This window comes from Chitinivorax sp. B (assembly GCF_005503445.1).
Taxonomy (GTDB): Bacteria; Pseudomonadota; Gammaproteobacteria; order Burkholderiales; family SCOH01; genus Chitinivorax.
Genome location: NZ_SCOH01000008.1, coordinates 85,636 through 109,683, shown reverse-complemented (window position 1 = coordinate 109,683; position 24,048 = coordinate 85,636). Strand labels below are relative to the sequence as shown.

Below are 24,048 nucleotides of genomic sequence, written 5' to 3'. Positions count from 1 at the left end.
AAAACCATGCAATACCAATCCCAAGCGGTGGCGAAACCGTATTTCATCGCCGCGATCGGCCTGTTCATCGGGCAGATTGTGTTTGGCCTGATCATGGGCATGCAATATGTGGTCGGTGACTTTCTGTTCCCGGCCATTCCCTTTAATGTGGCGCGCATGGTGCACACCAACCTGCTCATCGTCTGGTTGCTGTTTGGCTTTATGGGCGGCGCGTATTATCTGATACCAGAAGAATCGGAACGCGAGCTGCATAGCCCCAGGCTGGCTCTCGCCATGTTCTGGATATTTCTGGTGGCGGGTGCGTTGACCATCCTGGGCTATCTGATGGTGCCATACGCCACGCTGGCACAGATGACAGGTAACGATATCTTGCCAACCATGGGTCGGGAATTCCTCGAACAACCGTTGCTGACCAAGATTGGTATCGTGGTGGTGGCGTTGGCATTCCTCTACAACATCACCATGACCGTACTGGCTGGTCGCAAGACCACCATCTCGCTGGTGCTGTTGCTAGGTTTGTGGGGTTTGGCCATCTTCTTCCTGTTCTCGTTTTATAACCCGTCCAATCTGGTCAAGGACAAGTACTTCTGGTGGTGGGTGGTACATCTGTGGGTGGAAGGCGTGTGGGAACTGATCTTGGGTGCACTGCTGGCGTTTGTGCTGGTCAAGGTAACGGGTGTGGATCGTGAGGTGATCGAGAAGTGGTTGTATGTGATCATCGCCATGACACTGATCACCGGTATCATCGGTACGGGTCACCACTATTACTGGATCGGCACGCCGGAATATTGGCAGTGGTGGGGTAGTATTTTCTCCGCACTAGAGCCTATTCCATTTTTCATGATGACGGTATTTGCTTTCAACATGGTCAACCGTCGCAAACGCGACCATCCCAACAAGGCTGCCACATTGTGGGCATTGGGTACCGGAGTGATGTCCTTTCTGGGGGCCGGCGTATGGGGGTTTCTGCACACATTGGCACCAGTCAACTTCTACACCCATGGTACACAGATCACTGCCGCCCACGGCCACATGGCGTTCTATGGTGCGTATGCCATGGTGGTGATGTGCATCATCAGTTATGCCATGCCCGTACTGCGTGGTCGCACTGCGAATTCGGAACGTGCGCAAGTGCTGGAGATGTGGTCTTTCTGGCTAATGACCATTGCCATGGTATTCATCACCCTGTTCCTGACCGCTGCCGGTATTCTACAAATCTGGCTACAACGTGTTTCGGCAACTCCCATGCCTTTCATGGCTGCGCAGGATCAGGTAGCGCTATTTTACTGGTTGCGTGAGGGGAGTGGTGTGGTGTTCATGGTTGGGTTGGTATTGTATGTGTTGAGTTTTTTTGTGAAGGGTGAACACATCAAGATGGCTTGATATGTTAGACAATCTGCTGAAATGAACAAAAACGCAGCGTTATCGCTGCGTTTTTATTTTGGCTATTCTTAGTAAAAAATACTGTGAATAATAAGTATCCAGTTTGAACATATATCAAAATCATAAGTACGCGCTGATTATCAGTTTTGCTGGAACCAATTTCTGATATTGATCTTGCCATGTTGTGCAATTAACCTCTAAGGCCTTGTATGGATAACTCATAAATTGAATAAACCGAGGTAAGAGATTGATGAACAAGCTGACTCTATTTCAACAATATGTTGCTGATCGTCGACATCAGCAGATCGATGGCTTCAAGCATGAAGGTTTTCCAGGTTTCGTACGTTACACCCCATTGCTGGATGGCATGGAGGGAGTCGTCATGTATACCGATTTGCCTGTTGATCAGACTGCCAGTCAGATTATGGAGCAGACGGATTATTTTCATACCTTGGGCGTGGATTTTGAATGGAAGGTTTATGCATTCGATCAGCCTGAGAGTTTGGCAGCGTTATTGCGCGCACAAGGTTTTGTGCCGGATGAGGAAGAAGCATTGATGATGTTCTCGTTGCAGGAGGCTGCGCTGAAGGTGTCAGCTCGGCAACGGGAATGGGATGTGAAACGGATTGATGACTTAGCCGGCTTGGCCGATGTGGTGGCAGTACAGGAGCAAGTGTGGGAGCGGGATTTTGGCTGGCTATATGAGCAATTGGTTGACACGTTGCTGAATCGACCTGAAACCTTGTCGATGTTTGGTGCCTATCATGACGGACAACCTATCGGTAGTGGTTGGACTGAGTACCCAGCAGGTTCCCGTTTTCCAGAGCTCCATGGTGGTGCGGTGTTGTCGGCTTTTCGTGGCAGAGGTGTCTATGGCGATTTGTTTCATGTCCGTTTTGTTGAGGCAAGGCAACGTCACTATGAATTTGTGGCGGTGGATGCATCACCCATGAGCAGGCCGATTCTGGAACGTATCGGGTTTCAGCATATTTGTATGACGCAGCCATACCGGAAAAAACTAGCCAAAGAATAAGAATGTAACGTTTTCATTTGCTTATTCGCATGAACCATGGAACTAAACCAAGCCGGTACCTGACAAATTGTTCTTTTACGCAGTATGTATCAAGGGGAAAAATGAAAACTGTATCAAGACATAAAAATGTAGTTATCACGCGCATCGGAGATCAGGCAACGACGGCTTTGCTGCTGTCTCATGGCGGCTATACGCCCAGCCGCGGCATGTTTCGAAGCGGGTCGGGCAAGGTGATCGTACCACCAGGCATGACGCTCTATTTCAATAGTGCCGACGACACGGTTTCAATTGGTACCAAGGCATTTCATTTGTTACAAGGATACGATGTGCTGCCAATGGATACCAAACCCGGCGGGTCTGTCATCGAGAATTATTCGCTCGAACACAATCATATCTTTGATCGGGCCATTCCCACCGCGCAGTATGACCTGATTACCATTTCACCCAATGGAAAGGCGCATATGGATGAAGTGTTCGAGGCGATTCGCGCGCACCAACTCCGTTATACCGTCATTCATAGCTTTGCTTGCCGTATCAACAAGCTGACTTTCCAGTTCTGATCATCAGTTAGCAGTACCGGGTGCCCATAACCACTTCAGTTATGATGCGTGATCACAACATGATGGAGGTGAAGATACATGTGGCCTTTGAAGTGGGTGGCAGCATTGACCATGGCTTGTGTCAGTGTGGGACATGCAGCGGCGTTGACTGACGCGGATCTGGAAGATTGTGATGTATTGATTGGCAATAAAAAGAAGGCAGCATTTGCCAAGTTTGTTGCCGATCAGAAGAAGCAGGCCGATGCTGGTTCAATCGAGATTGCCATGAACTACGGCGGATTGCAGAATAATCGGTTGGTCTGTTTTGAGGAAAAAATCCTCGGAACATCCGGTTGGGGCATGATAGTCGAGTCTCAAGGTACCACCCAGATGAATATCCGACCAATCATTGAAGATATCGATAAGCGGCCAGAGCCGTTGGCTGCACTTTGGGAAGTGATTGCTGCTTATGGCGCTATTGCGGACAAGCACCTGAGCGCCAGAATGTTGGCTGGTGAATATTACGGTCGCTATCACAAAGCGTTGGGGGAACCGGAAAAAGGTTATTGGTATTTGACCAGTACCTATGAGGCGGAGTGCGGGACTATCAATAAAGTGAATAAGAGTCGTTGTACTTTGCTGAAACAACACAAGATTCTATTCAATGATCTGTTGCCGCCTGAAAAGCGCTGGGCACTGGATGTCAAAGCAAAAGGCTGGTCGATCAATCAAATCGTGAAATAGTGTTTCACGATTGAACAAGCCCTTGGGCTGACTGGGCCTTGCTCAGGTGGGCCATGTGGGTGGTCGATGTCTGTAGTGTTTACCATTGCTTTTAAAGTTTGGATCGGCTATCAGGCGGTTTCCTCAAAGCTGACCTGCATCAATGTCGTGTGGCCAGTAGCAATGCTTCAATATGCGCTGGCCCACTTCTGTTATCGCCACCTGGATCAGGTTAGGCCTGTGTTGGTGGTGACCCGTCATCATGTCTGATGCTGCAACTGCGCGTCCTGTATCACCGTTACCGGGTGATTTGGCAATGTGGTTTTTCATTTTTGCTGAACTCCTCGTATTTGGCGTGTTCTTTGTTGCCTATGCCTTTACGCGTGCCCGACACATCGAATTGTTCAATGCGTCACAGTTGACGTTGGACCGGGTATCTGGGGCGATCAATACCGTGGTGCTTATTACCGGCAGTTACTGTGTGGTGCAAGCTGTTGCAGCGGTTCGGCAAGGGTTGGGCCGACCATGCTGCTGGTGGCTGATGGCAGGGCTAGGATGTGGGGCCGTGTTTGTGGCGATCAAGCTGGTCGAATTTGCGGACAAGCTGGCGGCTGATATTACCTTGTCGACCAACACCTTTTACATGTTCTACCTGTCGTTGACGTTCTTCCATTTTCTGCATGTATTGCTCGGTATGATCATCCTTGTCGCGTGTGCCATCAAGGCATGGCGGGGAGGCTATTCGGCACAGGACCATGCGGGGGTGGAAACGGGAGCGTCCTATTGGCATATGGTCGATCTGGTATGGATTGTGTTGTTCCCGTTGGTTTACGTGATTCATTGAGGCAAAGCTGATGCACATCAAAGCACGGACCGGGCTATGGATGGTTTTATTACTGCTGACACTGGCTACCTTTGCCATTGGCGAGGTCGGCATGACTGGACGTCAGGTGGTATTTGGGCTGTTGGGGGTGACGCTGCTCAAGGGGCATTTGGTGATTGATCACTTCATGGACCTGCGTCGGGTGGAGTGGTTGTGGCGAGGCTTGGTGCATGGCTGGTTGCTGCTGGTACTTGGTTTGATTGCCATCGCATATTGAATAGGATTCTGGAACGCATGATGAACGACACGGGAATGCCACCGGACAGTGCAGGGCTTGGCAGCCCGCTTTTTTACCAGCCATTGGGTAGCGAGTGCCAGTTGTTCGAGCATGCCTACCGCAATCGACTACCACTATTGATCAAGGGCCCAACGGGGTGTGGTAAGACCCGATTTGTTGCACACATGGCCGCACGTCTGGGCAGGTCGCTGATTACCGTTTCCTGCCACGATGACCTGACAGCAGCAGATCTGGTAGGCCGGCACCTGATTGGTGATGGGCAAACCTATTGGGCCGATGGCCCATTGACTCGTGCTGTTCGACAAGGGGCGATCTGCTATCTGGATGAGATTGTCGAGGCACGCAAGGATACGACAGTGGTGCTGCACCCGTTGACCGATGACCGTCGGGTGCTACCAATCGAACGCACCGGCGAACAATTGCAGGCACCGGATGAGTTCATGTTGGTGGTGTCCTACAACCCAGGTTACCAGAATTTGCTGAAAAGTCTGAAGCCCTCGACACGGCAGCGTTTTGTCGCATTGGGCTTCGACTTCCCTCCCCCCGAGCTGGAAACCCGCATTGTCATCGCTGAAAGCGGCGTGAATGACAAGGTGGCAGCACAGTTGGTGGATTTGGCACAACGCATGCGCAAGCTGACTGGGCATGACCTGGAAGAGGCGGCATCAACACGCCTGTTGGTGTATGCCGCCAATTTGATTCGGGCTGGCTGTGAGCCGGCTGCGGCTTGTGAAGCGGCACTGGTTGAACCGTTGACTGACGACCCGGATACCGCGATGGCATTACGTGAAGTGATTCTGGCCGGGTTTGGGCGATGATCATGCGCGATGGTGTCGCTATTCAGTTGGCTGCACGTGCGCAGTTGATGAACCTGCTTAACATCACCTTACTGCCAGGCGTTGCATTTGTGGTACTGCTATTGATTGCCCGACGGCACTGGCATCATTCGGCTGCATTGGTACGTTGCCATGTTCGTGGTGCGGTGTGGGCCAGTATATGGGCAGGCGTGCTGCTGGGCATGGTGTCGATATCGATTGTCGGTATGGGGGGGCTGACGGTGCCGGGGACATGGGTGGTGTTGCTGTTGTATTTCATCTGCTGCCATTCCGCTTTGATTCTGATGGCGCTGTATGCTTGGTCCAGGGCTGCTGCAGGGCAAGAGTTTCGCTACCCGTTAATTGGTATTCGTAGGTGGTAAGCTCGTTATGAACGCGCCGTTGCACAGTGTATTTCCCATTCAGCCAGTGGTAATTGTTCATCGTGGCTGGCTGGGGTGGCCGGTACAGCGCTGGCGCTTGCTGATGCAAGCCGGTTTCTTCTTGCTGTTTGTGTTGGCGCCTGTGTTTGATCTGTTCCGGCTTGATCTCAACCTGAAACATTTCATCTTGCTTGGCTACAACTGGACCTTAGGGTTGGATGACTTGCTGGCTGGCCGGATCAGCACACAGGCCGCAGCATTGAATCTGGTCTGGCGTGGTTTTCTACCGCTGGTGCTGATTGGTGGCGTTGTAATTTATGTGGCGTGGCGATGGGGACGCTTGTATTGCGGGTGGGTGTGTCCGCATTTTTCTGTGGTGGAAACCATCAATCAGGTCATGCATCGTGCCATTGGCAAGCAAAGCCTATGGGATGTCAAGCTGATACCGAATCGGCAGCCAGATGGCTCACCCTTTCAACCCGATACTCGCTGGTGGTGGCTGATACTGCCATTGGCGGCAGGGTTTGCTGCATTGTGGTCGGTGGTGTTGCTGACCTATCTGCTCCCTCCCGCTGAAATCTACGGCAATCTGTGCCGGGTTGCCTTGACACGCAATCAGACCATCTTTCTGCTGGCGGCAGCACTCGCTTTTTTGATCGAATTCCTGTTTGCCAGACATCTGTTCTGTCGCTATGCCTGTGCTGTCGGTTTGTTTCAAAGTCTGGCTTGGATGGGCAACAAGCGGGCGATGGTGGTAGGCTTCGCTCGTCATCGCGCCGCCGATTGCGCCAGTTGCTACTCTGCCTGTGATCATGTTTGTCCGATGCGTCTGAAGCCGCGCAACGTGAAACGACTGATGTTTGCCTGTGTGCAATGCGGTCAGTGTATTGATACCTGTTCGCAGGTTCAGACGGCAAATCAGCAGGGGGCGTTACTGCACTGGGTGCATGAGGCTCAAGCAGCGTCAGAAGCGGCATTGGATGCGCGGCAGGCGCGAGGACAGCAATCCTGTTCATAACCCGGTAGTTCTTCATGCAAACACAATCCCAAGTTATCGATATTTTGAACACACTGCTGGCCGGCGAGTTGATGGCGCGTGACCAGTACTTTATCCATTCCCGAATGTATGAGGACTGGGGCCTGACCAAGTTGTTCGCCCGCATTGGTCACGAAATGGAAGACGAAACCCTGCACGCCGATCAACTGATCCGTCGGATCTTGTTCCTGGGTGGTACGCCCGGCATGGTGCCGGCACATCCACTACGTATTGGCAGCACGGTGCAGAGCATGTTGGAGAACGATCTGGCACTGGAATACGAAGTCATTGATGCGTTGCGCAAAGCAATTGCTGTGGTGGAGATTGCTGGTGACTATGTTACCCGCGACATTCTGAAACAAATGCTGGATGACACCGAGAATGATCACGCGCATTGGCTGGAACAGCAGCTCAAGTTGATCAGGCTGATGGGTGAGCAGAACTATATCCAGTCTCAACTGTGATGGGCTGAAGTATGGAAGAGATCGTTGGTGGCTTGTGGGACCGCTTGATCAGGAAAGCCGCGTATCGTGGCTTCCCGGAAGCTCGTGTCAATTTGTCGGACATGGCCAGAATGGCCCCAATCTTCTTCCGCGCCCTGGGGGGTGACGCTGCGTTGACTGTAGCCTCTGGTACACCGGAACAACATGGCGCCCGTCGAAACTGGCTGGAACGTATTGCGGGTATTGGTACTCATCAAGAATACGCGTGGACTGACGGCAACACGCTGTTCTTGCCCGAGCGTATCGATGTGTTTCCCGATCTTGTACTCAATCGTGATTTATATCTCTGGTTGATTGCATTGGCGGCACAAACGGATGTCGAGCCTGTGATGTGGTTCGTCCATGGTCAGCGGGCCACGATTGCTACCTTATCTGTCTGGCCCGGCTTGCAAGTGAGATATCAGCGGCTGGTGGCGGCATATCTGGCGATTCGACCTGATCCGGTAGCGTTGCCCACTGATGAGGCAAGGGTTGAGCAAGCCATTCGTCAGGCTTTGCTGGTGCCGGGAAGCGTGACGGTTCTACCTAGTAGTAGACGACCACCACAACCAGTTACATTATGGCTACATCCCGCTCCTGTAACAGCCGGCGGCAAGCGGCAGGCCGGTTCGGCCATACCAGAGGCACCTTCTTCTACGCCTGCCAGCCAATCTGGTGGTGTCCGCAAGCGTAAAGCCGAGGCGGTTGACATGCCGGATGGCAAAGACGGCTTCATGCTGTTGTTTCGTGCTGAAAGCCTGTTTTCCTGGGCAGAGTACGTCAAGGTCAATCGCCCGTTGGATGAGGACGAGCAAGCCGATGCAGCTAAGGCTGCCGATGATCTGGATGTGATGAGTGTGACCAGGGATGCTCGGGCAGGTGTCAGCCGAGTGAAGTTTGATCTGGATCTACCATCGGAACAGGACGATGACCTGGTGCTGGCCGATGGCATCCTATTGCCAGAGTGGCATTACCGGCAGCAACGGTTGCAACCGGATCATTGCCAGGTTCAAATGATGCTGTCGCGGGATGCGGTTCCATGTGCGTTGCCACTCCATCTGAAACCAACAGCACAGCGATTACGCCGACAGTTTCAGGCCCTGGCACCGCAACGCCTGCGCTTGAAGGGGCAAACAAGTGGTGATGAATTGGATCTGGACGCCTGTGTCCGTTTTGCGGCGGATCGGACAACCGGGCTGCTAATGACCGAGCCTGCACTGTACAGCGCCATTCGTCCACACCAGCGTGACGTTGCCAGCCTGCTGCTGGCAGATTTGTCACTGTCGACGGATGCGTGGGTGAGTGACCGGCAACGGGTGATCGATGTCATCCGCGATGCGTTGTTCCTGTTCAGTGAAGTACTCTGTGCATTGGGTGATCGTTATGCTTTGTACGGCTTTTCATCGGTGCGCCGGCATCATGTCCGCTGCCACTTATTGAAAGGGTTTGACGAGCGTTACGATGACCGGATACGTGGCCGACTTGCGGCTTTACGGCCCGGATTCTATACCCGTATGGGTGCCGCTATTCGACATGCCTCGGCCATATTGTCAAAACGACCTGCTGCGCAGCGATTATTGCTGGTGCTGACGGATGGCAAACCCAATGATCTGGACCAGTACGATAGCCGTTACGGCCTGGAAGATACCCGTCAGGCGGTGCAGTCCGCTCGGGCCATGGGGCTGCTGCCATTTTGTGTCACTGTTGATAACGAACATCAACAATACCTGCCTTTCCTGTTTGGTAAAAACGGATATACCGTCGTATCTGATGTGACACAGTTACCTGCTCGGCTGGTAAATATATACAAAAACATTGTTACTATTCATTAGCATATAATTGCTCAGTAACGTCGAAATCATTTGATTTTATTGTTCATGATGCCAATAATCCAATTGACATAAATCAATTGGAGGGTGTGATGACATATAACTCTTGTGTGGTGAGATTGGCGAATCCGGTCAACCAGGGCTTCAGGGAGGTGCAGTTATTGCCCCCATTGTTGGCAGGATTGTTCGAGAACGAAGATGGTTGTGTGGTGACGCTAAGTCTGGATAAGCTGGCCGATCGCATCACCCATGACCGGGGTAGCCTGTCCAGCCTGATTGGTGATCTGGAGAACTTGAACCGGGTGTTCCGTGATATTGAAACCAACCGTCCATTGACCATGCCAGTATTGAATTCCCGCCGGCGTGATGTCAGCAAGCAGATGGTGGTTGATACCGGCCGTCACCAGTTGTATGCCCTGCGTAATCTTGGAGCGGATGAATTGCCTGTCGTGGTGCCGACAGGCTTGGCGGAACAGTTTGAAAACACCTTCGGCCCTAGCGGTGATCCATTCCTGGATGACTGGTTACGTCCTGGGAATCAGTCTCTCCCGCATCTGGCGCGCAGATGACTTGATTGCGGCCGGCCCGTTTGGCTGCATACAATGCATCGTCGGCTCGGTGTAGCACCGAGTCGGCCGATTCTCCCGCACGCATCAACGCCACGCCAAAGCTTGCAGTGATCTTCAGGTCAGCTGGGTAATACAGCCCAGCAATATGTTTGCGAAGGGCGTCTGCCAGTGTGGCAGCCCCTGACAGAGGGGTATGCGGCAGAATCACCGCAAACTCCTCACCCCCTAATCGACCCAGGCTATCTCCACCTTTGATCAGGTTGCCGACTGCGTGCGCAACGATGCGTAGTACTTCATCTCCAGTCTTGTGGCCATGGTTATCGTTGACCTGCTTGAAATGATCGACATCGAACATGATCACTGACAGCGGAAACTGGTCGTCACCGCTGGTTTCAATGGCTTCATTCAGTTTCTCCATGAATTTTCGACGATTGAGCAAGCCAGTCAAACCATCTGTGGCCGCCATGTGTTCCAGTAAGGCATTGGTTCGGCTCATTGGGTTGATGATGGCGAGGCTTAGCATCACGTTCAGCGCGATGAACAAGGCGGCAAACCCTGCAATCAGAGAGGCAAGTGCCATGACGAATGCGCTGCGAGCATGCTCCAATGGTACATTTGCAGGTACCGTGATGATCTGGGCACCCACAATCTCATTCAAATGCCAGTTGAAGCCAGCTTTGTCGCCATAGTGTTTCAGCATCATCGGATCTGCTTTGGCCGGATCTCCATGGCAACTGAGGCAGCTTTCGTTATTGATTTGAATCGGACGGGTCACCTTGAGTACGTGTGCCCCCTTGTCTTCAATGATGTGTTCAACTTGACCAGTCAATTTGCCACTGCGGTATTGATCGACCAGTGCACGTTCCCAACCCATTGCACGATTGATTGGGTTGGTGGGATTCAATGTTGCCTCGCGATATTCATAACCAGGATAACGCGCATGCAACACACTCATTGTTTGGCGGGCAGCAAAAGCCGGGACAGTGGGGGGAATCAGCTCGTTGGGCGCTACTTTGTCAAACCATGGTTTCACATGATGTGTGGTGTATAAGCGTACTGCGAGCGCAGTTTCCATGTGCAAACGTGACTCACGACGTACTTCTTCCAACGCATTCTGATACAACGACCGATAAATGTAATAGCTGGTTCCACCCAAGCTACACAGGCAGACAAGGAACAAAACCAGATTGAATTTCAGACGTAGGGTCATGGCGTGCTACTGCGATTGGTAGCAACGCTGCGAGCATGCATGGTAAGTGGTGGGAATGATCATCTTGGAATCGCGCATGTTACAAACTTCTCTTGCCATGTCCGTGACCGCTAACGATAGGGTATGACTAACGAGCATGGGTGTGCATTCATATCTGATTCCATATTACATGGAATAACGACGCTTTTCAGTCAACAATGACAGCCGGGGGCCAATTAGGTAAGAGGGCCGCCAGCAGAAAGCGTGAGAGGCCGTGTGAAATTGACATGATCAATTCGGGATTAAAGCAGTTGCAGATCGATAAGAGCGGGCCAGAGAAGAAGGGTGACCTTGAGTGATTCATTCAGCTCAAGGCCATACTTTGAAAAGCGGTATTGAGATGATGAAGAGTCTGTTCAATGTCTTATTGCGCGACCACGATCGGGGTTCATGTGCTGCTCAACATCCTCATGTATCACGCCTACACGCCAGTTTTTGCGCTGCGCTTCACCCCGCTGGTGGTCGCTCATCACAGACCTTGAACAGGCTCTAAGGGGAATATGGCTTTGGCCAGTATCAGGCAATCCGGGTGCGGGCTAGTGGCGGATTTTTTGCGAAGTAACGTTTTATGCCATTGCTGATGGCTTTGGCCATCTTATACTGGTAATCCTCATCCTGCAGCTTGCGTTCCTCTTCCGGATTGGAAATAAATGCTGTTTCCACCAGAATGGATGGGATATCGGGTGACTTCAACACTGCAAATCCCGCCTGTTCAACAGAATCCTTATGCAGCTTGTTGATGCCACCCAGCTCACCGAGAACAGCTTTGCCAAGCTTTAGGCTGTCATTGATTGTCGCTGTCTGTGTCAAATCGAACAAAGTATGCGCCAAGTACCGATCTTTTACGTTGACCAGTTTGACACCACCTATCAAGTCGGCGTCGTTTTCCTTTTTTGCCAACCACTTGGCCGCCGTGCTGGTGGCACCTTTTTCTGATAGTGCAAATACGGAGCTGCCTCTGGCTTCTGGCCGTAAGAATGCATCGGCATGTACTGAGACGAACAAGTCGGCATTCAACTTGCGGGCTTTTGCTACACGTCCGGCAAGTGGAATGAATACATCCTCGTCTCGCGTCAGCACAACGCGCACATTGGGCTGTTTCTCCAGGGTTTCTTTCAGCTTTTTGGCAATGGACAGCACCACATCTTTTTCTCGGGTTCCACTGGCTCCAATTGCACCAGGATCCTCACCTCCATGTCCGGGGTCGATCACGATGGTAATCAGCCGGTCTACCGCCAGTTTGCGGCGGTCAACTTCTTCGTCGTCACTTGCGCGCTTGGTAGGCTTCTCGGCTTGTGTTGTGTCGGTTCTGGTGTCTTTTTCCGGCGTAGGTGATTTGTCACCTTTGTCATCGCGGGCTGATTTGGCAGCTTCATCCTTTGGTTTGCTATCCGCCCCAAGTAAGGTTTCGGCACTACTTGGGGAATACAGGTCAATGACCAGTCGGTGCTGGTATTCGCCTACGGGTTGAATGGTAAATACTTGCGGTTTGACCTCGGTTTTCAAATCCAGTACCAGGCGTACTACACCCGGTTTGAAGCGGCCTGCTCGCAGCCGTTGAATGAAAGGGTCATCTGGACCCACTTTATCAGCTAGGCTTTCCAGTGCTTTGGAAAGGTCCACACCTTCGATGTCTACCACCAGCCGTTCCGGGTTTTTGATCGATAGGGTCTTGAAGGTGAGCGCTTCGGTAGATTCCAGTGTTACGCGTGTATAGTCGCTGGCGGGCCATACCCGTACGGCTGCAATGACCGGTTGTCCTTCAGCGTGGCCGACTCGGGTCAGTGTCAGTAACATGGCAGCTGCCCCGGCTTTCAAAAAAGACCGGCGAGATTCAGTGGGTGTCAGTTCGGTGGGGTAAATCGGTTCAGGCATTGTTGACCACGTGTAGTAAGCGCGTCGATCCTTAGCTTGCGGCCGCTATCGGCAACATCCAGGTAAATCGCAAGATCAGGAGCGGGTAGCAAGCCGCTCGCTTTGTCAGGCCATTCCACCAAACAAATTGACTCGGCATTGAAATATTCTCGGAATCCCGCATCCTCCCATTCGAGCGGATCGTTGAATCTATACAAATCAAAGTGATACAAGTATAAGCTAGAAATTACATAAGGTTCAACCAAGGTATAGGTTGGGCTTTTCACTTTGCCAGTAAATCCCAACCCTCTCAGCAATCCGCGAGATAACGTTGTTTTACCTGCACCCAAGTCTCCTTGCAGATAAATGACCAAGCCCATCTGCAAGGAGTGGGCCAGTCGTTCGCCCAGTGCCAGTGTGGCTGCTTCATCCGGTAAGTGGTGGTGACTGGTCAGCAGGGTAGGGCGAGTGGACATGGCAACTCCGTAGACAACATCGGCAATAGATTGGCAAGCGGTCAAATCGTTCATACCTGGCAGATGAGCCCGGCGGCTGGGATTATAGGCCAATCCGCTATGCGGCACTGTATTGGCGTTTCCAGTATCATCACATGGATGCAATATATGAATGCTTTCGAGTCTCCCTCCATGGATTACCAATTACTCAAAGCCAATATCAAGACCTGGGCGCACGATCTGGGATTTGGGCAAGCTGGCGTGTCCGGTATCGATCTTTCCATTATGGAGCCTGGGTTGTTGGCTTGGCTGGAGGCTGGCTATCATGGTGAAATGGATTATATGGCCCGTCACGGGCTGAAACGTGCCCGTCCTGCGGAATTGGTACCGGGTACCTTATCCATCATTTCCTGTCGCATGAATTATGTGCCGGCAAATAGTCGTGATGCCTGGGAAACACTGAAGGATGGTGATGCTGCTTATATTTCCCGTTATGCGTTGGGACGTGATTACCACAAGGTACTGCGCAATCGACTGCAAAAGTTGGCAGACAAGATCAATAAAGTGGCAGGACCAATGGGTTTTCGGGTATTTACTGACTCGGCGCCCGTGATGGAGGTACAGCTGGCTTCCCAAGCTGGGAATGGGTGGCGTGGTAAACATACGCTGCTGTTGTCGCGGGATGCTGGTTCAATGTTTTTTCTGGGCGAAATCTTTACCGACTTACCTTTGCCAGCTGATGACTCGGTACAGGAGCATTGTGGACGTTGTACCCGTTGTATCGATATTTGTCCGACACAAGCGATTGTGGCACCTTACCAAGTGGACGCGCGCCGCTGTATTTCCTACTTGACTATCGAGCTGCATGGGCCAATTCCAGTTGAATTTCGTCCTATGATCGGTAACCGTGTTTATGGCTGCGATGATTGCCAACTGACCTGTCCTTGGAATCGTTTCGCCCAGCATAGTACTGAACCGGATTTCGCCATTCGCAACGGCCTTGACAGTAGCAGTCTGATTGATCTATTCGCCTGGACGGAGGAAGTCTTTCAACTGCGTATGGCAGGGAGTGCCATTTATCGTATTGGCTACGAGCGTTGGCTGCGTAATCTGGCTGTAGGCCTAGGTAATGCTCCTAGTAGCCCCGCTGTGATAGCAGCACTACAAGCACGAGCAGATGATCCCTCACCATTAGTACGGGAACATGTCAATTGGTCGTTGGCCCAGCATGTTTTAGCGGCAAATATTGAAAGTCAGCCTACAGGTGAGGAACTATCCTAGGCTCCGTTGATATGATTTCGCACTATGAAACAATGTCAACGCAAACTAGGTAACCGCCCCAAAAGATGGGGGTGCCGCGAGTGAAAGAAACGAACTGTCATATGGGTAAAATACAATTTTCACAATTATATGTGGTGCGGCGGATGGCATGACGAGAGTATTGAGGAGGTCGTGGGGCTGGTGCCTGCTGTATTTGTTCCTTGCCGGCTCAAGCCATGCGGATACGACGGTACGGTTGACCAATGGTGATTGGCCGCCTTTTTTGTCGCCGGCGATGCCGTACGATGGCTTGGCTTCTCGAATTGTCAGGGTGGCTTATGCCGAACGTGGCATCAATGTTGAATATGGCTTCTTTCCTTGGAAACGGGCTTTTGAGCTGGCTAGGGAGGGGGCATGGGATGGATCGGTGGTCTGGCTTAAAAATGCAGAACGTGAGCAGCAGTTTTACTTCAGTGCCCCGGTGATCTATGGGGACTATGTTTTCTTTCATCGACGTAATCTGCGTTTCAATTGGGAAAACATGGCGGACATCCAGCCCTACCGGATTGGTATTTCTGATGGTTACGATTATGGCAAGGCATTCAATGCGTTGCGGCAGCTCGGCAAACTTAAAACAGCAGTAGCCAGTAGTGACCTTGTCAACTTGCGAAAACTGGCTGGTGGGCGAATCGACCTATTCCCGATGAACCGCATCGTGGGTTTGTCCTTATTGGCGCAATTGACACCGGATGAAGCCAGTCGCCTGACTTATCACCCTAAAGAGCTTCAGGTTGAGACCTTACATCTGATCCTGAGCCGTAAATTACCACGCAATGCATTTTTGATTGAAGAGTTTGATAAAGGACTGGAGACAATCAGAGGGCGGGGGGATATAGCACGTTTCGAAAAAGAGATACAGGATATCAGCCTGAGATAGTACTGCTGAAATCGAAAGCCATGGCAGATCAGAATGGCCTGAAGCACCGATTCAGGGGGCTTCAGGCTTGTAACGGAATTATTCGGGTGTGACACGTGTGGTACCACCTCGAGACAACAGGCGAACCTTATCCCCCGGGCGGAACATCTCTTTTGATGATGCCTCCTGAACAATGGCGACTTCGCGCCCATCGGCCAATTTGACCGTGACCTCGACCCCTTGCTTGGTGCCGGAAGATTTCTCAATGGCTGCGCCGGCAATGCCACCTACAATTGCACCTGCAATTGCACCAGCCGCGCTGCCACGGCCTTTGCCCATCTCACTGCCAGCAATACCACCCAGGGCCGCGCCACCCAACACGCCCAGTTGAGATGACTCGCCTTCCAGTACAACAGGGCGTACACCCGTAACGACTGCATGGCGTACACTTTGTTCAACACGTGCATCGTCACGGCTATAGGTATCACCCGTCAGGCCGCTGGCGCAGCCACCCAAGGCGATTGATCCGGTCAGTAACGTCAAGACCACTAATTTATGGGATTGCATCATGATAGATTCACTCACTTGTGTTCGATGTCGTCTGCTTACCACAGCGACTCATTAAACGCCGCCTGATAGGCTGCTGCAAGGCTATCCCGATCAAAGGTATGGTTTTGTGGACCCCGGCAGGCGATTTTCAATGAGCCCAGCAGGGAGGCCAGCCGACCTGTCTTTTCCCAGGCCCAATGTTGTTCAATGCCATAAATCAATCCAGCCCGATAGGCGTCGCCGCACCCGGTAGGGTCAACCACTGCCGTGGGGACAACACTCGGAATATTGATGATGCGCCCATCGGCATAGATTTCCGAGCCGTCAGCTCCTCGAGTGACAACTAAAGCCTTGACGCGCGTGGCTAATGCGTCCAGGGATAGGCCAGTACGTTCCTGCAACAGCTGGGCTTCGTAATCGTTGACTGCCATATAGTCTGCAAGTTCAATGAACTGTAGCAGCTCGTCCCCATTGAACAACGGTAACCCTTGCCCCGGGTCGAAAATGAATGGAATGCCAGCCGCCTTGAATTCGCGTGCATGATTTACCATGCCATCCCGGCCATCCGGGGCAATGATGCCAATGTCAACAGACTTGGCGTCCGCAACGTGGTTACGATGTGCTTCCGACATGGCACCAGGATGGAATGCAGTAATCTGGTTGTCGTCCAGATCTGTTGTAATGAATGCCTGCGCGGTGAAATTGCCAGGAATATGGCGAATATGCGTTTGTGGAATACCCATGGATTCGAGACGAATTTGATAAGGCGCGAAATCGTCACCTACCGTTGCCATGATCAGCGGCTCACCACCCAACAATTTCAGGTTGTAGGCAATATTGCCAGCAGTACCACCAAATTCCCGGCGCATCTCAGGTACCAGGAAGGAAACGCTCAACATATGAACCTTCTCCGGCAAAATGTGGTGGCGAAAGCGATCCTGAAAGACCATGATTGTGTCAAACGCCATAGAGCCGCAAATCAGCGCATTCATCATCGATTCCTTAAGTTGAAATTGGCGGCGATTCTAGCATGAGGGCCTTACACGATATGGAAAATCGAATCCATCCCCGTGCCAAGCTGAAGACCTGGGTGAAAGTCATTCCACCTGATGGGCATAGTGTTATCGGCAACATTGAGGATATTTCGTCAGGTGGTGTTGGTGTACTTGATAATCAGCCATTACCGCCAGGTAAGGATTGCCACGTGATCTTTATGCTACAGGACAATCGTGGCGAGCATTTGCTGCAGGCTCGTTGCCTGGTGACAAGCTGTACGCCTGTCAGCAGCACACATTATCATCTAGGTCTGCAGTTTCTGGATTTCATTTCCAGCCCATCGGATACGTTGCATGCCATTGACCACTTCCTGACTTGGCAGGCGAATTTGTCACAACGAGAATAGGCCAGTTGGATCCAACATACGCAACAGAGCTGATTTAGCGGTAATGTCGCCATTCTTCCGGCGTATCGTCATCGTCACCATGTACATGCTTTTGCCATTCCCGGATGTGGATTTCTCTTGGTCTTTTTATCAGTCGTTCTGGTTGTTGCAGGTTATCGCGTTGCACTTGCTCACAATAAGTGATCAAGGCGCGTTTGAGACGACTTAATAAGCTGCTGTCCAGATGAAAACCTAGATCAATAAGCCAGCACTCCAGCTCGGCAAGGGTGTAGTGTTCCAACGAGTAGCGAACCACTACTTTTTGATGTGCTGGGAGATAAGCGACAGTGACATTCGGGAGCGTGGCCAAGCATGTTGCGGCCTGTGAGGCTTGTTCCATTGGATGGACATGAAAGCGGATATCGTGGGTTTTGACCACATCGCTTGCGTGCATGATCCCCCTCTCATCCTGGCGGGCACAGATTAAACGGGCCGCAATTGCGGCCCGTTTACCAGTCAGGACTTACTGCCCATTTTGTTGACAACGATCTGTTGAACTTTCAGTACATTCAGCGCTTGTTGCAACTGATAGTCCTGTTTTGATCCAAACTCAATCGGACCCTCAACTTTGGCATCATCGGTTCTGTCCGGTTTATTGGTTGGTGCTTTGGGTTTGGCTGCAGGTTTGGCTGGTTCTTTATCCTTGGCCTTGTCTGACGGCTTGTCAGTATTGGATTCCTGGGTATTTTCCAAATGACCGGTGAGATCAGCTTCACGTACTCGCAAACCAGCAAAGCCATCCACGGCGCTCAGTCGGGCTTCTTCCACTTCCACATCTGGCACAATCCCCTTGGCCTGGATTGATCGACCGTTGGGGGTGTAATACCGTGCAGTCGTTAGCTTGATACCTGTGTTGGGAGATAATGGCAACACAGTCTGCACCGAGCCTTTACCAAATGTCTGGGTGCCGACAACAATCGCGCGTTTATGATCTTGCAACGCCCCTGCCACGATCTCCGACGCTGATGCTGAGCCACCATTGACCAGTACTACCAGTGGGACATTCTTGATTTCTTTGGGCAGGTTTTTCAGTGGGTCATCACCACGACGAGCATAGTCGTCCTTGACGGTGAAACGACGCATCTTGGCATCCTGAACGCGACCGTCGGTATAGACCACCAAAGTATTAGCAGGCAGGAAAGCTGCGGAGACACCTACTGCGGCATCCAGCAGTCCGCCCGGATCATTGCGCAAGTCCAGCACAAATCCCTTCAGTGCACCTTTGTTTTGCTTGTACAGGCTATCAACTGCCTTGGCCAGATCCTCGACCGTATGTTCCTGAAACTGAGAAACCCGTACGTAACCGTAACCATCATCCAGCAATTTGTTGCGGACACTTTGTACCTTGATGACGGAGCGAGTCAACGTAAAAGTCAGCGGCTTGCTTTCGCTTTTACGCAGCACTGTCAACGTAATGCTGGTATTGGGCTTACCGCGCATTTTCTTGACTGCATCAGTCAAGCTCAATCCGCGCACATTGGTATCGTCCAACTTAATGATGTAGTCACCTGCCTTCATACCGGCTTTGTATGCCGGGCTGTCTTCAATCGGTGAGATTACTTTGACTACACCGTCTTCCATGCCAACTTCCAGTCCCAGGCCACCAAATTCGCCCTGAGTGGATTCCCGTAAATCCTTGAACGCATTTTCGTCAAGGTAAGCGGAATGGGGGTCCAGCCCAGACAGCATGCCATTGATGGCTTCACGAATCAGTTTCTTGTCTTCAACTGGCTCGACATAATCTGCTTTGATACGACCGAAGACGTCAGTAAATGCACGGAGGTCTTCAACCGGTAACGGTTGTGGTTCGGCTTTGTCAGCGATGGCGCTGAAGTTGAGGCTCAGTAGCACACCGACGACCACGCCGGCAGATACTAGGCTAAATTTCTGAACGTTGTTACGCATGTAAGCGCCTTGCCTCCTGATACACACTATATTGCAGATAAACCAAACAGTAGGTCAGCTGGCCCATTGAGCGGGGTTCAATGGCTTACCCAAATGTCTCAATTCAAAGTATAACCCGGTTTCATCCGACCCGCCGGTATTCCCCGTACGACCCACAACATCCCCGGCACTGACCCGATCACCCGGTTGTTTCAACACGGATTCATTATGGCCATACAAGCTAAGGTATCCACCCCCATGGTCAATGATCAACAAGTTGCCGAAGCCACGCAGCCAGTCGGCAAATACCACCTGACCAGCGGCAACTGCATGTACCGGGTCATTATTACCTGTCCGAATGAACATACCTTTCCAGGTGGTGCCCCCATCTGCACGGGCATCACCAAAACGATGCAGGATGTCACCGCGTACCGGGAGTCGTAACCGACCCTTCAGGGTAACAAAGTTACTGCTGCCAGTTGTAGGCTCTGGAATTTGTTCGTTCCGTTCAATCGGTTTGGTTGAGCCGTTAGACGATTGACCATTCGATTTGGTTTCACGCTTGTTGCGATTAGCAGCAGCAAGTGCGCGTTGGCGGGCTTTTGCCTGTTCAGCTGCCAGTTTGGCAGTCCGTTCCCGTTCCGCTTTGGCACGTTGTTCCGCTAGTCTGGCCAGTCGCTCAATCAGCTGGGTCAACCGCTGTTCATCTGCTTTCAGCTTGTCGACTTGCGCACGACGGGTCTTCAGGTCGGCGGAAATTTTATTCAACGTGGCTGAACGGGCTTGCTTCTGGCCCTCCAATTCACGCTTATATTCGCGTTTTTCCTGTTCGACCTTTTGTAATTGTCGTGCTTTGTCGGCGGTTTCTTCTACCAGCTGCTTCAGGATACTGATTTGCTGTTGCAACTCACCAATCAATTTGGCTTCGGCTTGGGCAATATATCGGTAATAGCCCAGTTCCCGCTGTGCTGAGGCTAAATCCTGATTGGACAGGATCAGTTTGACCGCATCGATCTGCCCAGCACGGTAATGTGCATTCAGTAGCTTGCCAAGTTGCAATTGTCGCTTTGTCGTTTCATCATGGCGCTGTGCTAAGTTATCCTTCAGTGTTTGTAGCTCTTGCCTCAATTGCTGATGTTCACGGCTCAATTGCTCAAGCGTGCGCCGCGCGCTGGAGATCGCACTCTCGGACTCTTTCAGTGCATCGGTCGCTTCAGCCTTAACAGCTTCACCCTGCTGGATTTGTTGCTGCAGGGTTTCTATCTGCTGTTTGAGTTCTTTCAGTTCTGCTTTGGGGGGGGCGGTTTCCTTGGGCGCAGTGAGCACAGTTGGCGCTGTGATCAACAGCGCCAAGGTCAACAGGGGGATCGGCAGGCGGGTCACGTGAATTGAATCAGGGAGTGGCCTGTCATTTCATCTGGTTTGGGCACACCCATCATATGCAACAGTGTTGGTGCCACATCCTGCAAGGCACCTGTCGCAGACAATGTGGCCGGCCTTCCAATATACAGGAAGGGGACCAGATTGGTTGTATGCTGAGTGTGCATCTGGCCGCTGATGTGGTCATGCATCATTTCGGCATTACCATGGTCTGCGGTAATCAGCACCTCAGCACCTACTTGCAATGCCGCTTCAACTACTTGGCCAACACACTGATCAAGTGCTTCGATGGCCCGTTTGGCCGCGTCAAACATGCCGGTATGTCCCACCATATCTCCATTGGCATAGTTGCAGATCATGGCAGCATATTGACCGCTTTTGATAGCAGCAACCAGCTTGTCGGTGACCTCAAATGCACTCATTTCTGGCTGTAAATCATAGGTGGCGACTTTGGGTGAGGGGACCAGAATACGATCTTCACCTGGATAAGGTTGTTCTTCACCACCACTCAAGAAGTAGGTGACATGTGGATACTTTTCGGTTTCAGCGATGCGAAGCTGCTTGAGACCCAGCTTCCCCAAATATTCGCCAAGGGTGTTGCTGAAGCGCTGAGGAGGAAATGCAACCGGGTTGCCATAGGCCTCGCCGTAACTGGACATGGAGCAGAAATAGGCGAGCTTGGGGAATACTTTACGAGCAAAGCCGTCAAAATGTGCCCAGTGTAATGCTTGTGTCAATTGCCGAGCTCGATCCGCTCGGAAATTGATGAAGATGACACTGTCACCATCGTGGATTGAGCGCGATGTGCCGATTACGGTGGGTTTGACGAACTCGTCATTTTCACCGCGTTCATATGCTGCTGCCAAACCTTCCAGCGCAGTGTCTGCATGAAATTCTGCGACACCTTGGGTCAGCATGTCATAGACCGGTTCAACCCGCTCCCAGCGCTTATCACGATCCATCGCAAAGTAACGTCCGGCGAGCGTTGCAATTCGGCCACCATGTTCGGCACACTGGGCCTCCAGACGTTTCAGATAGGTTTCCGCACTGCGTGGTGGCGTGTCACGCCCATCCAGAAACACATGCACCACAACGTCTGGCACACCTTGAGCAGAGGCCAGTTTCAAAAGTGCAAACAAATGATTTTCATGACTGTGTACACCACCATCAGACACTAACCCGATGATATGGAGCCTGCTGCCTCGCTGTTTAGCCTGTTTGGCGGCTTCAACCAGGGTCAAATTATTGAAGAATTCGCCGGTGTCGATGTCGTAATCGATTCGGGAGATATCCTGCCGGATGATTCGCCCGGCACCAATATTCAAATGACCAACTTCAGAATTGCCAAATTGATGTGCTGGCAACCCTACAAATTGTTCAGATGCATTGATGGTGGTGTAGGGATAGGTCTGACACAGACGGTCCCAATTTGGTTTGTTCGCATGCAGAATGGCGTTATCGTCTCCTTCGAGTCGGTGTCCAAATCCATCCAGAATCAGCAGTACAACGGGTTTAACGGCGTTCATATCAATAACAAGCTTTCACCGGTTGAAGGGCATATGGTATTTTACCAGTGAATGTTGGCTGTCCAATCAGGAAATGCGCCTAGCGGTCTGCCAACGTTGTCGAATGATGATATGTTAATACCCCTAGTCTGGTACTTGGATGCATGCAAATTGGCTTGAATGGCAATTGCAAGGCTGGTATCATTAGAATATTCTAATACCAATCCGCCCTGGCTTTGCGCGGGAGCGGTTATCCAGACTCTTTTGGGGAACGCTGAATTATGACTCAAGACACCGCCGATGACCTGTTGGTGATGGATGACCAAATTGAGCAGGCATCTCGTGCCATGAAGGCGATGTCTCATCCGATCCGCTTGAAGATCCTTTATGTGCTTGGGGATCGAGAAGTCAGCGTACAGGATATCGTTGATCAGGTTGGAACGTCACAAAGCAATATCTCGCAACATTTGGCCATTATGCGTGACAAAGGTGTTTTGCGTACTCGCAAGGATGCCAATCGTGTGTATTACCGTGTGGGTGATGCCAGAACGTTAGAGGTGATTGGTATGATTCATGATGTATTCTGTGGCTTTACCAAGTAAATACAACTGTTTCATCATCGGATTCCAAAAAACGGCATGCTTAAGCATGCCGTTTTTGTTTTCTATGCTTGAATTTTAGGGAGATTGTCATTACATATGTGTTTGCATGTGCAGGTGATTTCACTGAGCAGGCAAGCCCGTATCTTGCCTGTTGTTAATTTTGTGTGTTGAAGACAGGAGTGTGTTGTGGTCGAAGTTGTCATGTATTCCACCGCGGTGTGCCCATATTGCGTTGCCGCGGAGCGGTTACTGAGCAATAAAGGTGTGCGGGAAATCCGCAAAATCCGCGTTGATCTGGATCCAGTCTTGCGGGAAGAGATGATGCAAAAGACCGGCCGTCGTACTGTTCCACAGATCTATATCGGCGATCACCATGTGGGTGGATTTGATGACTTGTCGGCACTGGATCATGCTGGTGGGTTAGAGTCGTTACTGGCAGGCAAATAAACGTAGGACAGGAGTTGACATGCACTTAGTGTGCGCCCATTGTTTCAGCGTCAATAATGTGCCGGATCATCGGCTGGCAGATCAACCCAAATGCGGGCATTGCAAGCAGTCCGTGCTGGCAGGCCACCCGATTGAATTGAGTGCTGCGAATTTCGACCGTTTTATCTCCCGGAACGATATGCCTGTTGTGGTGGATTTCTGGGCGCCGTGGTGCGGACCATGCCGTAGTTTTGCCCCGTTGTTTGCACAGGCTGCACAGATTGAGTCCGACCATTTCCGCTTTGCCAAGGTCGATACTGAAGCCGAGACGACGTTAGCCGCCCGGTTCGGTATTCGAAGCATTCCAACCTTGGCAATCTTCCGGAATGGACAAGAAGTCAATCGTGTATCCGGAGCACTGCCTGCCCGGCAATTTGCTGAGTGGTTGGCGCAGTTTGCTTGATACCAGTTCTGCAGCGTGTGAGCGAAAAATGCGTGTCTTCGGGCAGAATACGCCATCGTCTCGCTCAAATGCTTGATCCAATGACTGTACATTTACTTGCGCTTGTGCAATGGTGTGCCCCCCGAGTGTCGGCATGTGACGATTGCCTCAT

Annotated in this window: 27 protein-coding genes; 18 read left to right on the top strand and 9 right to left on the bottom strand. The window is 51.5% G+C overall.

What is annotated here, in order from left to right; translation table 11 throughout:
* The first annotated feature begins 6 nt into the window (after positions 1-6).
* The 12 genes from FFS57_RS07255 (at position 7) to FFS57_RS07200 (ending at position 9,913) form a co-directional block, all read left to right on the top strand.
* Entirely contained in the window at positions 7-1,383 is a 1,377-nt protein-coding gene (locus FFS57_RS07255; protein WP_137937105.1) for a cbb3-type cytochrome c oxidase subunit I, read from the top strand.
* Between the two features lie 250 nt (positions 1,384-1,633).
* Complete coding sequence (locus tag FFS57_RS07250; RefSeq protein WP_137937104.1) at positions 1,634-2,416, top strand: GNAT family N-acetyltransferase; 783 nt, start codon at positions 1,634-1,636, stop codon at positions 2,414-2,416.
* A 101-nt stretch (positions 2,417-2,517) separates the two neighbouring features.
* Positions 2,518-2,976: a putative adhesin gene (locus FFS57_RS07245; RefSeq protein WP_137937103.1), complete on the top strand. Its 459-nt coding sequence runs from the start codon at positions 2,518-2,520 to the stop codon at positions 2,974-2,976.
* A 78-nt stretch (positions 2,977-3,054) separates the two neighbouring features.
* Entirely contained in the window at positions 3,055-3,699 is a 645-nt protein-coding gene (locus FFS57_RS07240; protein ID WP_137937102.1) for a hypothetical protein, read from the top strand.
* A 241-nt stretch (positions 3,700-3,940) separates the two neighbouring features.
* Entirely contained in the window at positions 3,941-4,522 is a 582-nt protein-coding gene (locus tag FFS57_RS07235; RefSeq protein WP_137937101.1) for a cytochrome c oxidase subunit 3 family protein, read from the top strand.
* 10 nt (positions 4,523-4,532) lie between these two features.
* Positions 4,533-4,778 (top strand): cytochrome C oxidase subunit IV family protein, encoded by a 246-nt coding sequence (locus tag FFS57_RS07230; RefSeq protein ID WP_137937100.1) that lies wholly within the window; start codon positions 4,533-4,535, stop codon positions 4,776-4,778.
* Between the two features lie 35 nt (positions 4,779-4,813).
* Complete coding sequence (locus tag FFS57_RS07225) at positions 4,814-5,617, top strand: CbbQ/NirQ/NorQ/GpvN family protein (RefSeq protein ID WP_137937151.1); 804 nt, start codon at positions 4,814-4,816, stop codon at positions 5,615-5,617.
* Positions 5,618-5,619: 2 nt separating this feature from the next.
* The gene (locus tag FFS57_RS07220; protein ID WP_137937099.1) at positions 5,620-5,997 is read left to right on the top strand and encodes a hypothetical protein; all 378 of its coding nucleotides are present in this window, start codon (positions 5,620-5,622) and stop codon (positions 5,995-5,997) included.
* A 7-nt stretch (positions 5,998-6,004) separates the two neighbouring features.
* On the top strand, positions 6,005-7,015 hold the full coding sequence (locus FFS57_RS07215; RefSeq protein ID WP_137937098.1) for a 4Fe-4S binding protein: 1,011 nt from the start codon (positions 6,005-6,007) through the stop codon (positions 7,013-7,015).
* A 14-nt stretch (positions 7,016-7,029) separates the two neighbouring features.
* Entirely contained in the window at positions 7,030-7,497 is a 468-nt protein-coding gene (gene bfr / locus FFS57_RS07210) for a bacterioferritin (RefSeq protein ID WP_137937097.1), read from the top strand.
* Positions 7,498-7,508: 11 nt separating this feature from the next.
* Positions 7,509-9,347, top strand: coding sequence for a nitric oxide reductase activation protein NorD (locus tag FFS57_RS07205; protein WP_137937096.1), 1,839 nt, complete (start codon positions 7,509-7,511; stop codon positions 9,345-9,347).
* 89 nt (positions 9,348-9,436) lie between these two features.
* A complete protein-coding gene (locus tag FFS57_RS07200) occupies positions 9,437-9,913 on the top strand; it encodes a hypothetical protein (RefSeq protein WP_137937095.1) in 477 nt (158 codons plus the stop codon).
* On the opposite strand, the gene FFS57_RS07195 is transcribed toward FFS57_RS07200, so the two are convergent.
* The 3 genes from FFS57_RS07195 to tsaE form a co-directional block, all read right to left on the bottom strand.
* Positions 9,840-11,123 (bottom strand): diguanylate cyclase, encoded by a 1,284-nt coding sequence (locus tag FFS57_RS07195; protein WP_137937094.1) that lies wholly within the window; start codon positions 11,121-11,123, stop codon positions 9,840-9,842. The two genes, FFS57_RS07200 and FFS57_RS07195, sit on opposite strands and share 74 nt — an antisense overlap.
* 555 nt (positions 11,124-11,678) lie before the next feature.
* Positions 11,679-13,037, bottom strand: coding sequence for an N-acetylmuramoyl-L-alanine amidase (locus FFS57_RS07190; protein ID WP_137937093.1), 1,359 nt, complete (start codon positions 13,035-13,037; stop codon positions 11,679-11,681).
* Positions 13,007-13,492 carry a tRNA (adenosine(37)-N6)-threonylcarbamoyltransferase complex ATPase subunit type 1 TsaE gene (tsaE, locus tag FFS57_RS07185; protein ID WP_137937092.1) on the bottom strand — a complete coding sequence of 162 codons (486 nt, stop codon included), beginning with the start codon at positions 13,490-13,492 and terminating at the stop codon, positions 13,007-13,009. Before tsaE ends, FFS57_RS07190 begins: the two co-directional genes overlap by 31 nt.
* Before the next feature lie 138 nt (positions 13,493-13,630).
* On the opposite strand from tsaE, the gene queG reads away from it, so the two are divergent.
* Positions 13,631-14,752, top strand: coding sequence for a tRNA epoxyqueuosine(34) reductase QueG (gene queG / locus FFS57_RS07180; RefSeq protein WP_137937091.1), 1,122 nt, complete (start codon positions 13,631-13,633; stop codon positions 14,750-14,752).
* Between the two features lie 148 nt (positions 14,753-14,900).
* Positions 14,901-15,668, top strand: coding sequence for a substrate-binding periplasmic protein (locus FFS57_RS07175; RefSeq protein ID WP_137937090.1), 768 nt, complete (start codon positions 14,901-14,903; stop codon positions 15,666-15,668).
* Positions 15,669-15,746: 78 nt separating this feature from the next.
* On the opposite strand, the gene FFS57_RS07170 is transcribed toward FFS57_RS07175, so the two are convergent.
* A complete protein-coding gene (locus FFS57_RS07170) occupies positions 15,747-16,217 on the bottom strand; it encodes an outer membrane lipoprotein (RefSeq protein ID WP_137937089.1) in 471 nt (156 codons plus the stop codon).
* A gap of 35 nt (positions 16,218-16,252) precedes the next feature.
* The gene (locus FFS57_RS07165; RefSeq protein WP_137937150.1) at positions 16,253-17,188 is read right to left on the bottom strand and encodes a carbohydrate kinase family protein; all 936 of its coding nucleotides are present in this window, start codon (positions 17,186-17,188) and stop codon (positions 16,253-16,255) included.
* Positions 17,189-17,226: 38 nt separating this feature from the next.
* Between FFS57_RS07165 and FFS57_RS07160 the strand changes: the two genes are divergently transcribed.
* Positions 17,227-17,598 carry a PilZ domain-containing protein gene (locus tag FFS57_RS07160; RefSeq protein WP_137937088.1) on the top strand — a complete coding sequence of 124 codons (372 nt, stop codon included), beginning with the start codon at positions 17,227-17,229 and terminating at the stop codon, positions 17,596-17,598.
* A 34-nt stretch (positions 17,599-17,632) separates the two neighbouring features.
* Here the strand turns inward: FFS57_RS07160 and FFS57_RS07155 are convergent, their stop codons facing one another.
* From FFS57_RS07155 to gpmI, 4 genes are all read right to left on the bottom strand, one after another.
* Positions 17,633-18,031 carry a hypothetical protein gene (locus tag FFS57_RS07155; RefSeq protein WP_137937087.1) on the bottom strand — a complete coding sequence of 133 codons (399 nt, stop codon included), beginning with the start codon at positions 18,029-18,031 and terminating at the stop codon, positions 17,633-17,635.
* 62 nt (positions 18,032-18,093) lie between these two features.
* Positions 18,094-19,542, bottom strand: a complete 1,449-nt coding sequence (locus FFS57_RS07150) for a S41 family peptidase (protein WP_137937086.1) — start codon at positions 19,540-19,542, stop codon at positions 18,094-18,096.
* A 54-nt stretch (positions 19,543-19,596) separates the two neighbouring features.
* Positions 19,597-20,904, bottom strand: coding sequence for a murein hydrolase activator EnvC family protein (locus FFS57_RS07145; RefSeq protein WP_137937085.1), 1,308 nt, complete (start codon positions 20,902-20,904; stop codon positions 19,597-19,599).
* Positions 20,901-22,427, bottom strand: a complete 1,527-nt coding sequence (gene gpmI / locus FFS57_RS07140) for a 2,3-bisphosphoglycerate-independent phosphoglycerate mutase (protein ID WP_137937084.1) — start codon at positions 22,425-22,427, stop codon at positions 20,901-20,903. Before gpmI ends, FFS57_RS07145 begins: the two co-directional genes overlap by 4 nt.
* A 260-nt stretch (positions 22,428-22,687) precedes the next feature.
* Here gpmI and FFS57_RS07135 point away from each other — a divergent pair, with 260 nt between their 5' ends.
* From FFS57_RS07135 to trxC, 3 genes are all read left to right on the top strand, one after another.
* On the top strand, positions 22,688-23,008 hold the full coding sequence (locus FFS57_RS07135) for an ArsR/SmtB family transcription factor (RefSeq protein ID WP_137937083.1): 321 nt from the start codon (positions 22,688-22,690) through the stop codon (positions 23,006-23,008).
* Positions 23,009-23,209: 201 nt separating this feature from the next.
* The gene (gene grxC / locus FFS57_RS07130) at positions 23,210-23,455 is read left to right on the top strand and encodes a glutaredoxin 3 (protein WP_171013716.1); all 246 of its coding nucleotides are present in this window, start codon (positions 23,210-23,212) and stop codon (positions 23,453-23,455) included.
* Positions 23,456-23,474: 19 nt separating this feature from the next.
* On the top strand, positions 23,475-23,897 hold the full coding sequence (trxC, locus tag FFS57_RS07125) for a thioredoxin TrxC (RefSeq protein ID WP_137937081.1): 423 nt from the start codon (positions 23,475-23,477) through the stop codon (positions 23,895-23,897).
* Positions 23,898-24,048: the final 151 nt, after the last annotated feature.

What these genes read in the sequence shown, in the direction of transcription:
- FFS57_RS07220 (WP_137937099.1), top strand. Translation starts at nt 5,620, where the DNA reads ATGCGCGATGGTGTCGCTATTCAGTTGGCTGCACGTGCGCAGTTGATG.
- trxC (WP_137937081.1), top strand. Translation starts at nt 23,475, where the DNA reads ATGCACTTAGTGTGCGCCCATTGTTTCAGCGTCAATAATGTGCCGGAT.
- FFS57_RS07250 (WP_137937104.1), top strand. Translation starts at nt 1,634, where the DNA reads ATGAACAAGCTGACTCTATTTCAACAATATGTTGCTGATCGTCGACAT.
- FFS57_RS07135 (WP_137937083.1), top strand. Translation starts at nt 22,688, where the DNA reads ATGACTCAAGACACCGCCGATGACCTGTTGGTGATGGATGACCAAATT.
- FFS57_RS07205 (WP_137937096.1), top strand. Translation starts at nt 7,509, where the DNA reads ATGGAAGAGATCGTTGGTGGCTTGTGGGACCGCTTGATCAGGAAAGCC.
- FFS57_RS07235 (WP_137937101.1), top strand. Translation starts at nt 3,941, where the DNA reads ATGTCTGATGCTGCAACTGCGCGTCCTGTATCACCGTTACCGGGTGAT.
- tsaE (WP_137937092.1), bottom strand. Translation starts at nt 13,492, where the DNA reads ATGTCCACTCGCCCTACCCTGCTGACCAGTCACCACCACTTACCGGAT.
- FFS57_RS07155 (WP_137937087.1), bottom strand. Translation starts at nt 18,031, where the DNA reads ATGCACGCAAGCGATGTGGTCAAAACCCACGATATCCGCTTTCATGTC.
- FFS57_RS07170 (WP_137937089.1), bottom strand. Translation starts at nt 16,217, where the DNA reads ATGATGCAATCCCATAAATTAGTGGTCTTGACGTTACTGACCGGATCA.
- gpmI (WP_137937084.1), bottom strand. Translation starts at nt 22,427, where the DNA reads ATGAACGCCGTTAAACCCGTTGTACTGCTGATTCTGGATGGATTTGGA.
- FFS57_RS07230 (WP_137937100.1), top strand. Translation starts at nt 4,533, where the DNA reads ATGCACATCAAAGCACGGACCGGGCTATGGATGGTTTTATTACTGCTG.
- grxC (WP_171013716.1), top strand. Translation starts at nt 23,210, where the DNA reads ATGTATTCCACCGCGGTGTGCCCATATTGCGTTGCCGCGGAGCGGTTA.
- FFS57_RS07215 (WP_137937098.1), top strand. Translation starts at nt 6,005, where the DNA reads ATGAACGCGCCGTTGCACAGTGTATTTCCCATTCAGCCAGTGGTAATT.
- FFS57_RS07165 (WP_137937150.1), bottom strand. Translation starts at nt 17,188, where the DNA reads ATGAATGCGCTGATTTGCGGCTCTATGGCGTTTGACACAATCATGGTC.
- bfr (WP_137937097.1), top strand. Translation starts at nt 7,030, where the DNA reads ATGCAAACACAATCCCAAGTTATCGATATTTTGAACACACTGCTGGCC.
- FFS57_RS07225 (WP_137937151.1), top strand. Translation starts at nt 4,814, where the DNA reads ATGCCACCGGACAGTGCAGGGCTTGGCAGCCCGCTTTTTTACCAGCCA.
- FFS57_RS07255 (WP_137937105.1), top strand. Translation starts at nt 7, where the DNA reads ATGCAATACCAATCCCAAGCGGTGGCGAAACCGTATTTCATCGCCGCG.
- queG (WP_137937091.1), top strand. Translation starts at nt 13,631, where the DNA reads ATGCAATATATGAATGCTTTCGAGTCTCCCTCCATGGATTACCAATTA.
- FFS57_RS07160 (WP_137937088.1), top strand. Translation starts at nt 17,227, where the DNA reads ATGAGGGCCTTACACGATATGGAAAATCGAATCCATCCCCGTGCCAAG.
- FFS57_RS07175 (WP_137937090.1), top strand. Translation starts at nt 14,901, where the DNA reads ATGACGAGAGTATTGAGGAGGTCGTGGGGCTGGTGCCTGCTGTATTTG.
- FFS57_RS07195 (WP_137937094.1), bottom strand. Translation starts at nt 11,123, where the DNA reads ATGACCCTACGTCTGAAATTCAATCTGGTTTTGTTCCTTGTCTGCCTG.
- FFS57_RS07150 (WP_137937086.1), bottom strand. Translation starts at nt 19,542, where the DNA reads ATGCGTAACAACGTTCAGAAATTTAGCCTAGTATCTGCCGGCGTGGTC.
- FFS57_RS07240 (WP_137937102.1), top strand. Translation starts at nt 3,055, where the DNA reads ATGTGGCCTTTGAAGTGGGTGGCAGCATTGACCATGGCTTGTGTCAGT.
- FFS57_RS07200 (WP_137937095.1), top strand. Translation starts at nt 9,437, where the DNA reads ATGACATATAACTCTTGTGTGGTGAGATTGGCGAATCCGGTCAACCAG.
- FFS57_RS07190 (WP_137937093.1), bottom strand. Translation starts at nt 13,037, where the DNA reads ATGCCTGAACCGATTTACCCCACCGAACTGACACCCACTGAATCTCGC.
- FFS57_RS07245 (WP_137937103.1), top strand. Translation starts at nt 2,518, where the DNA reads ATGAAAACTGTATCAAGACATAAAAATGTAGTTATCACGCGCATCGGA.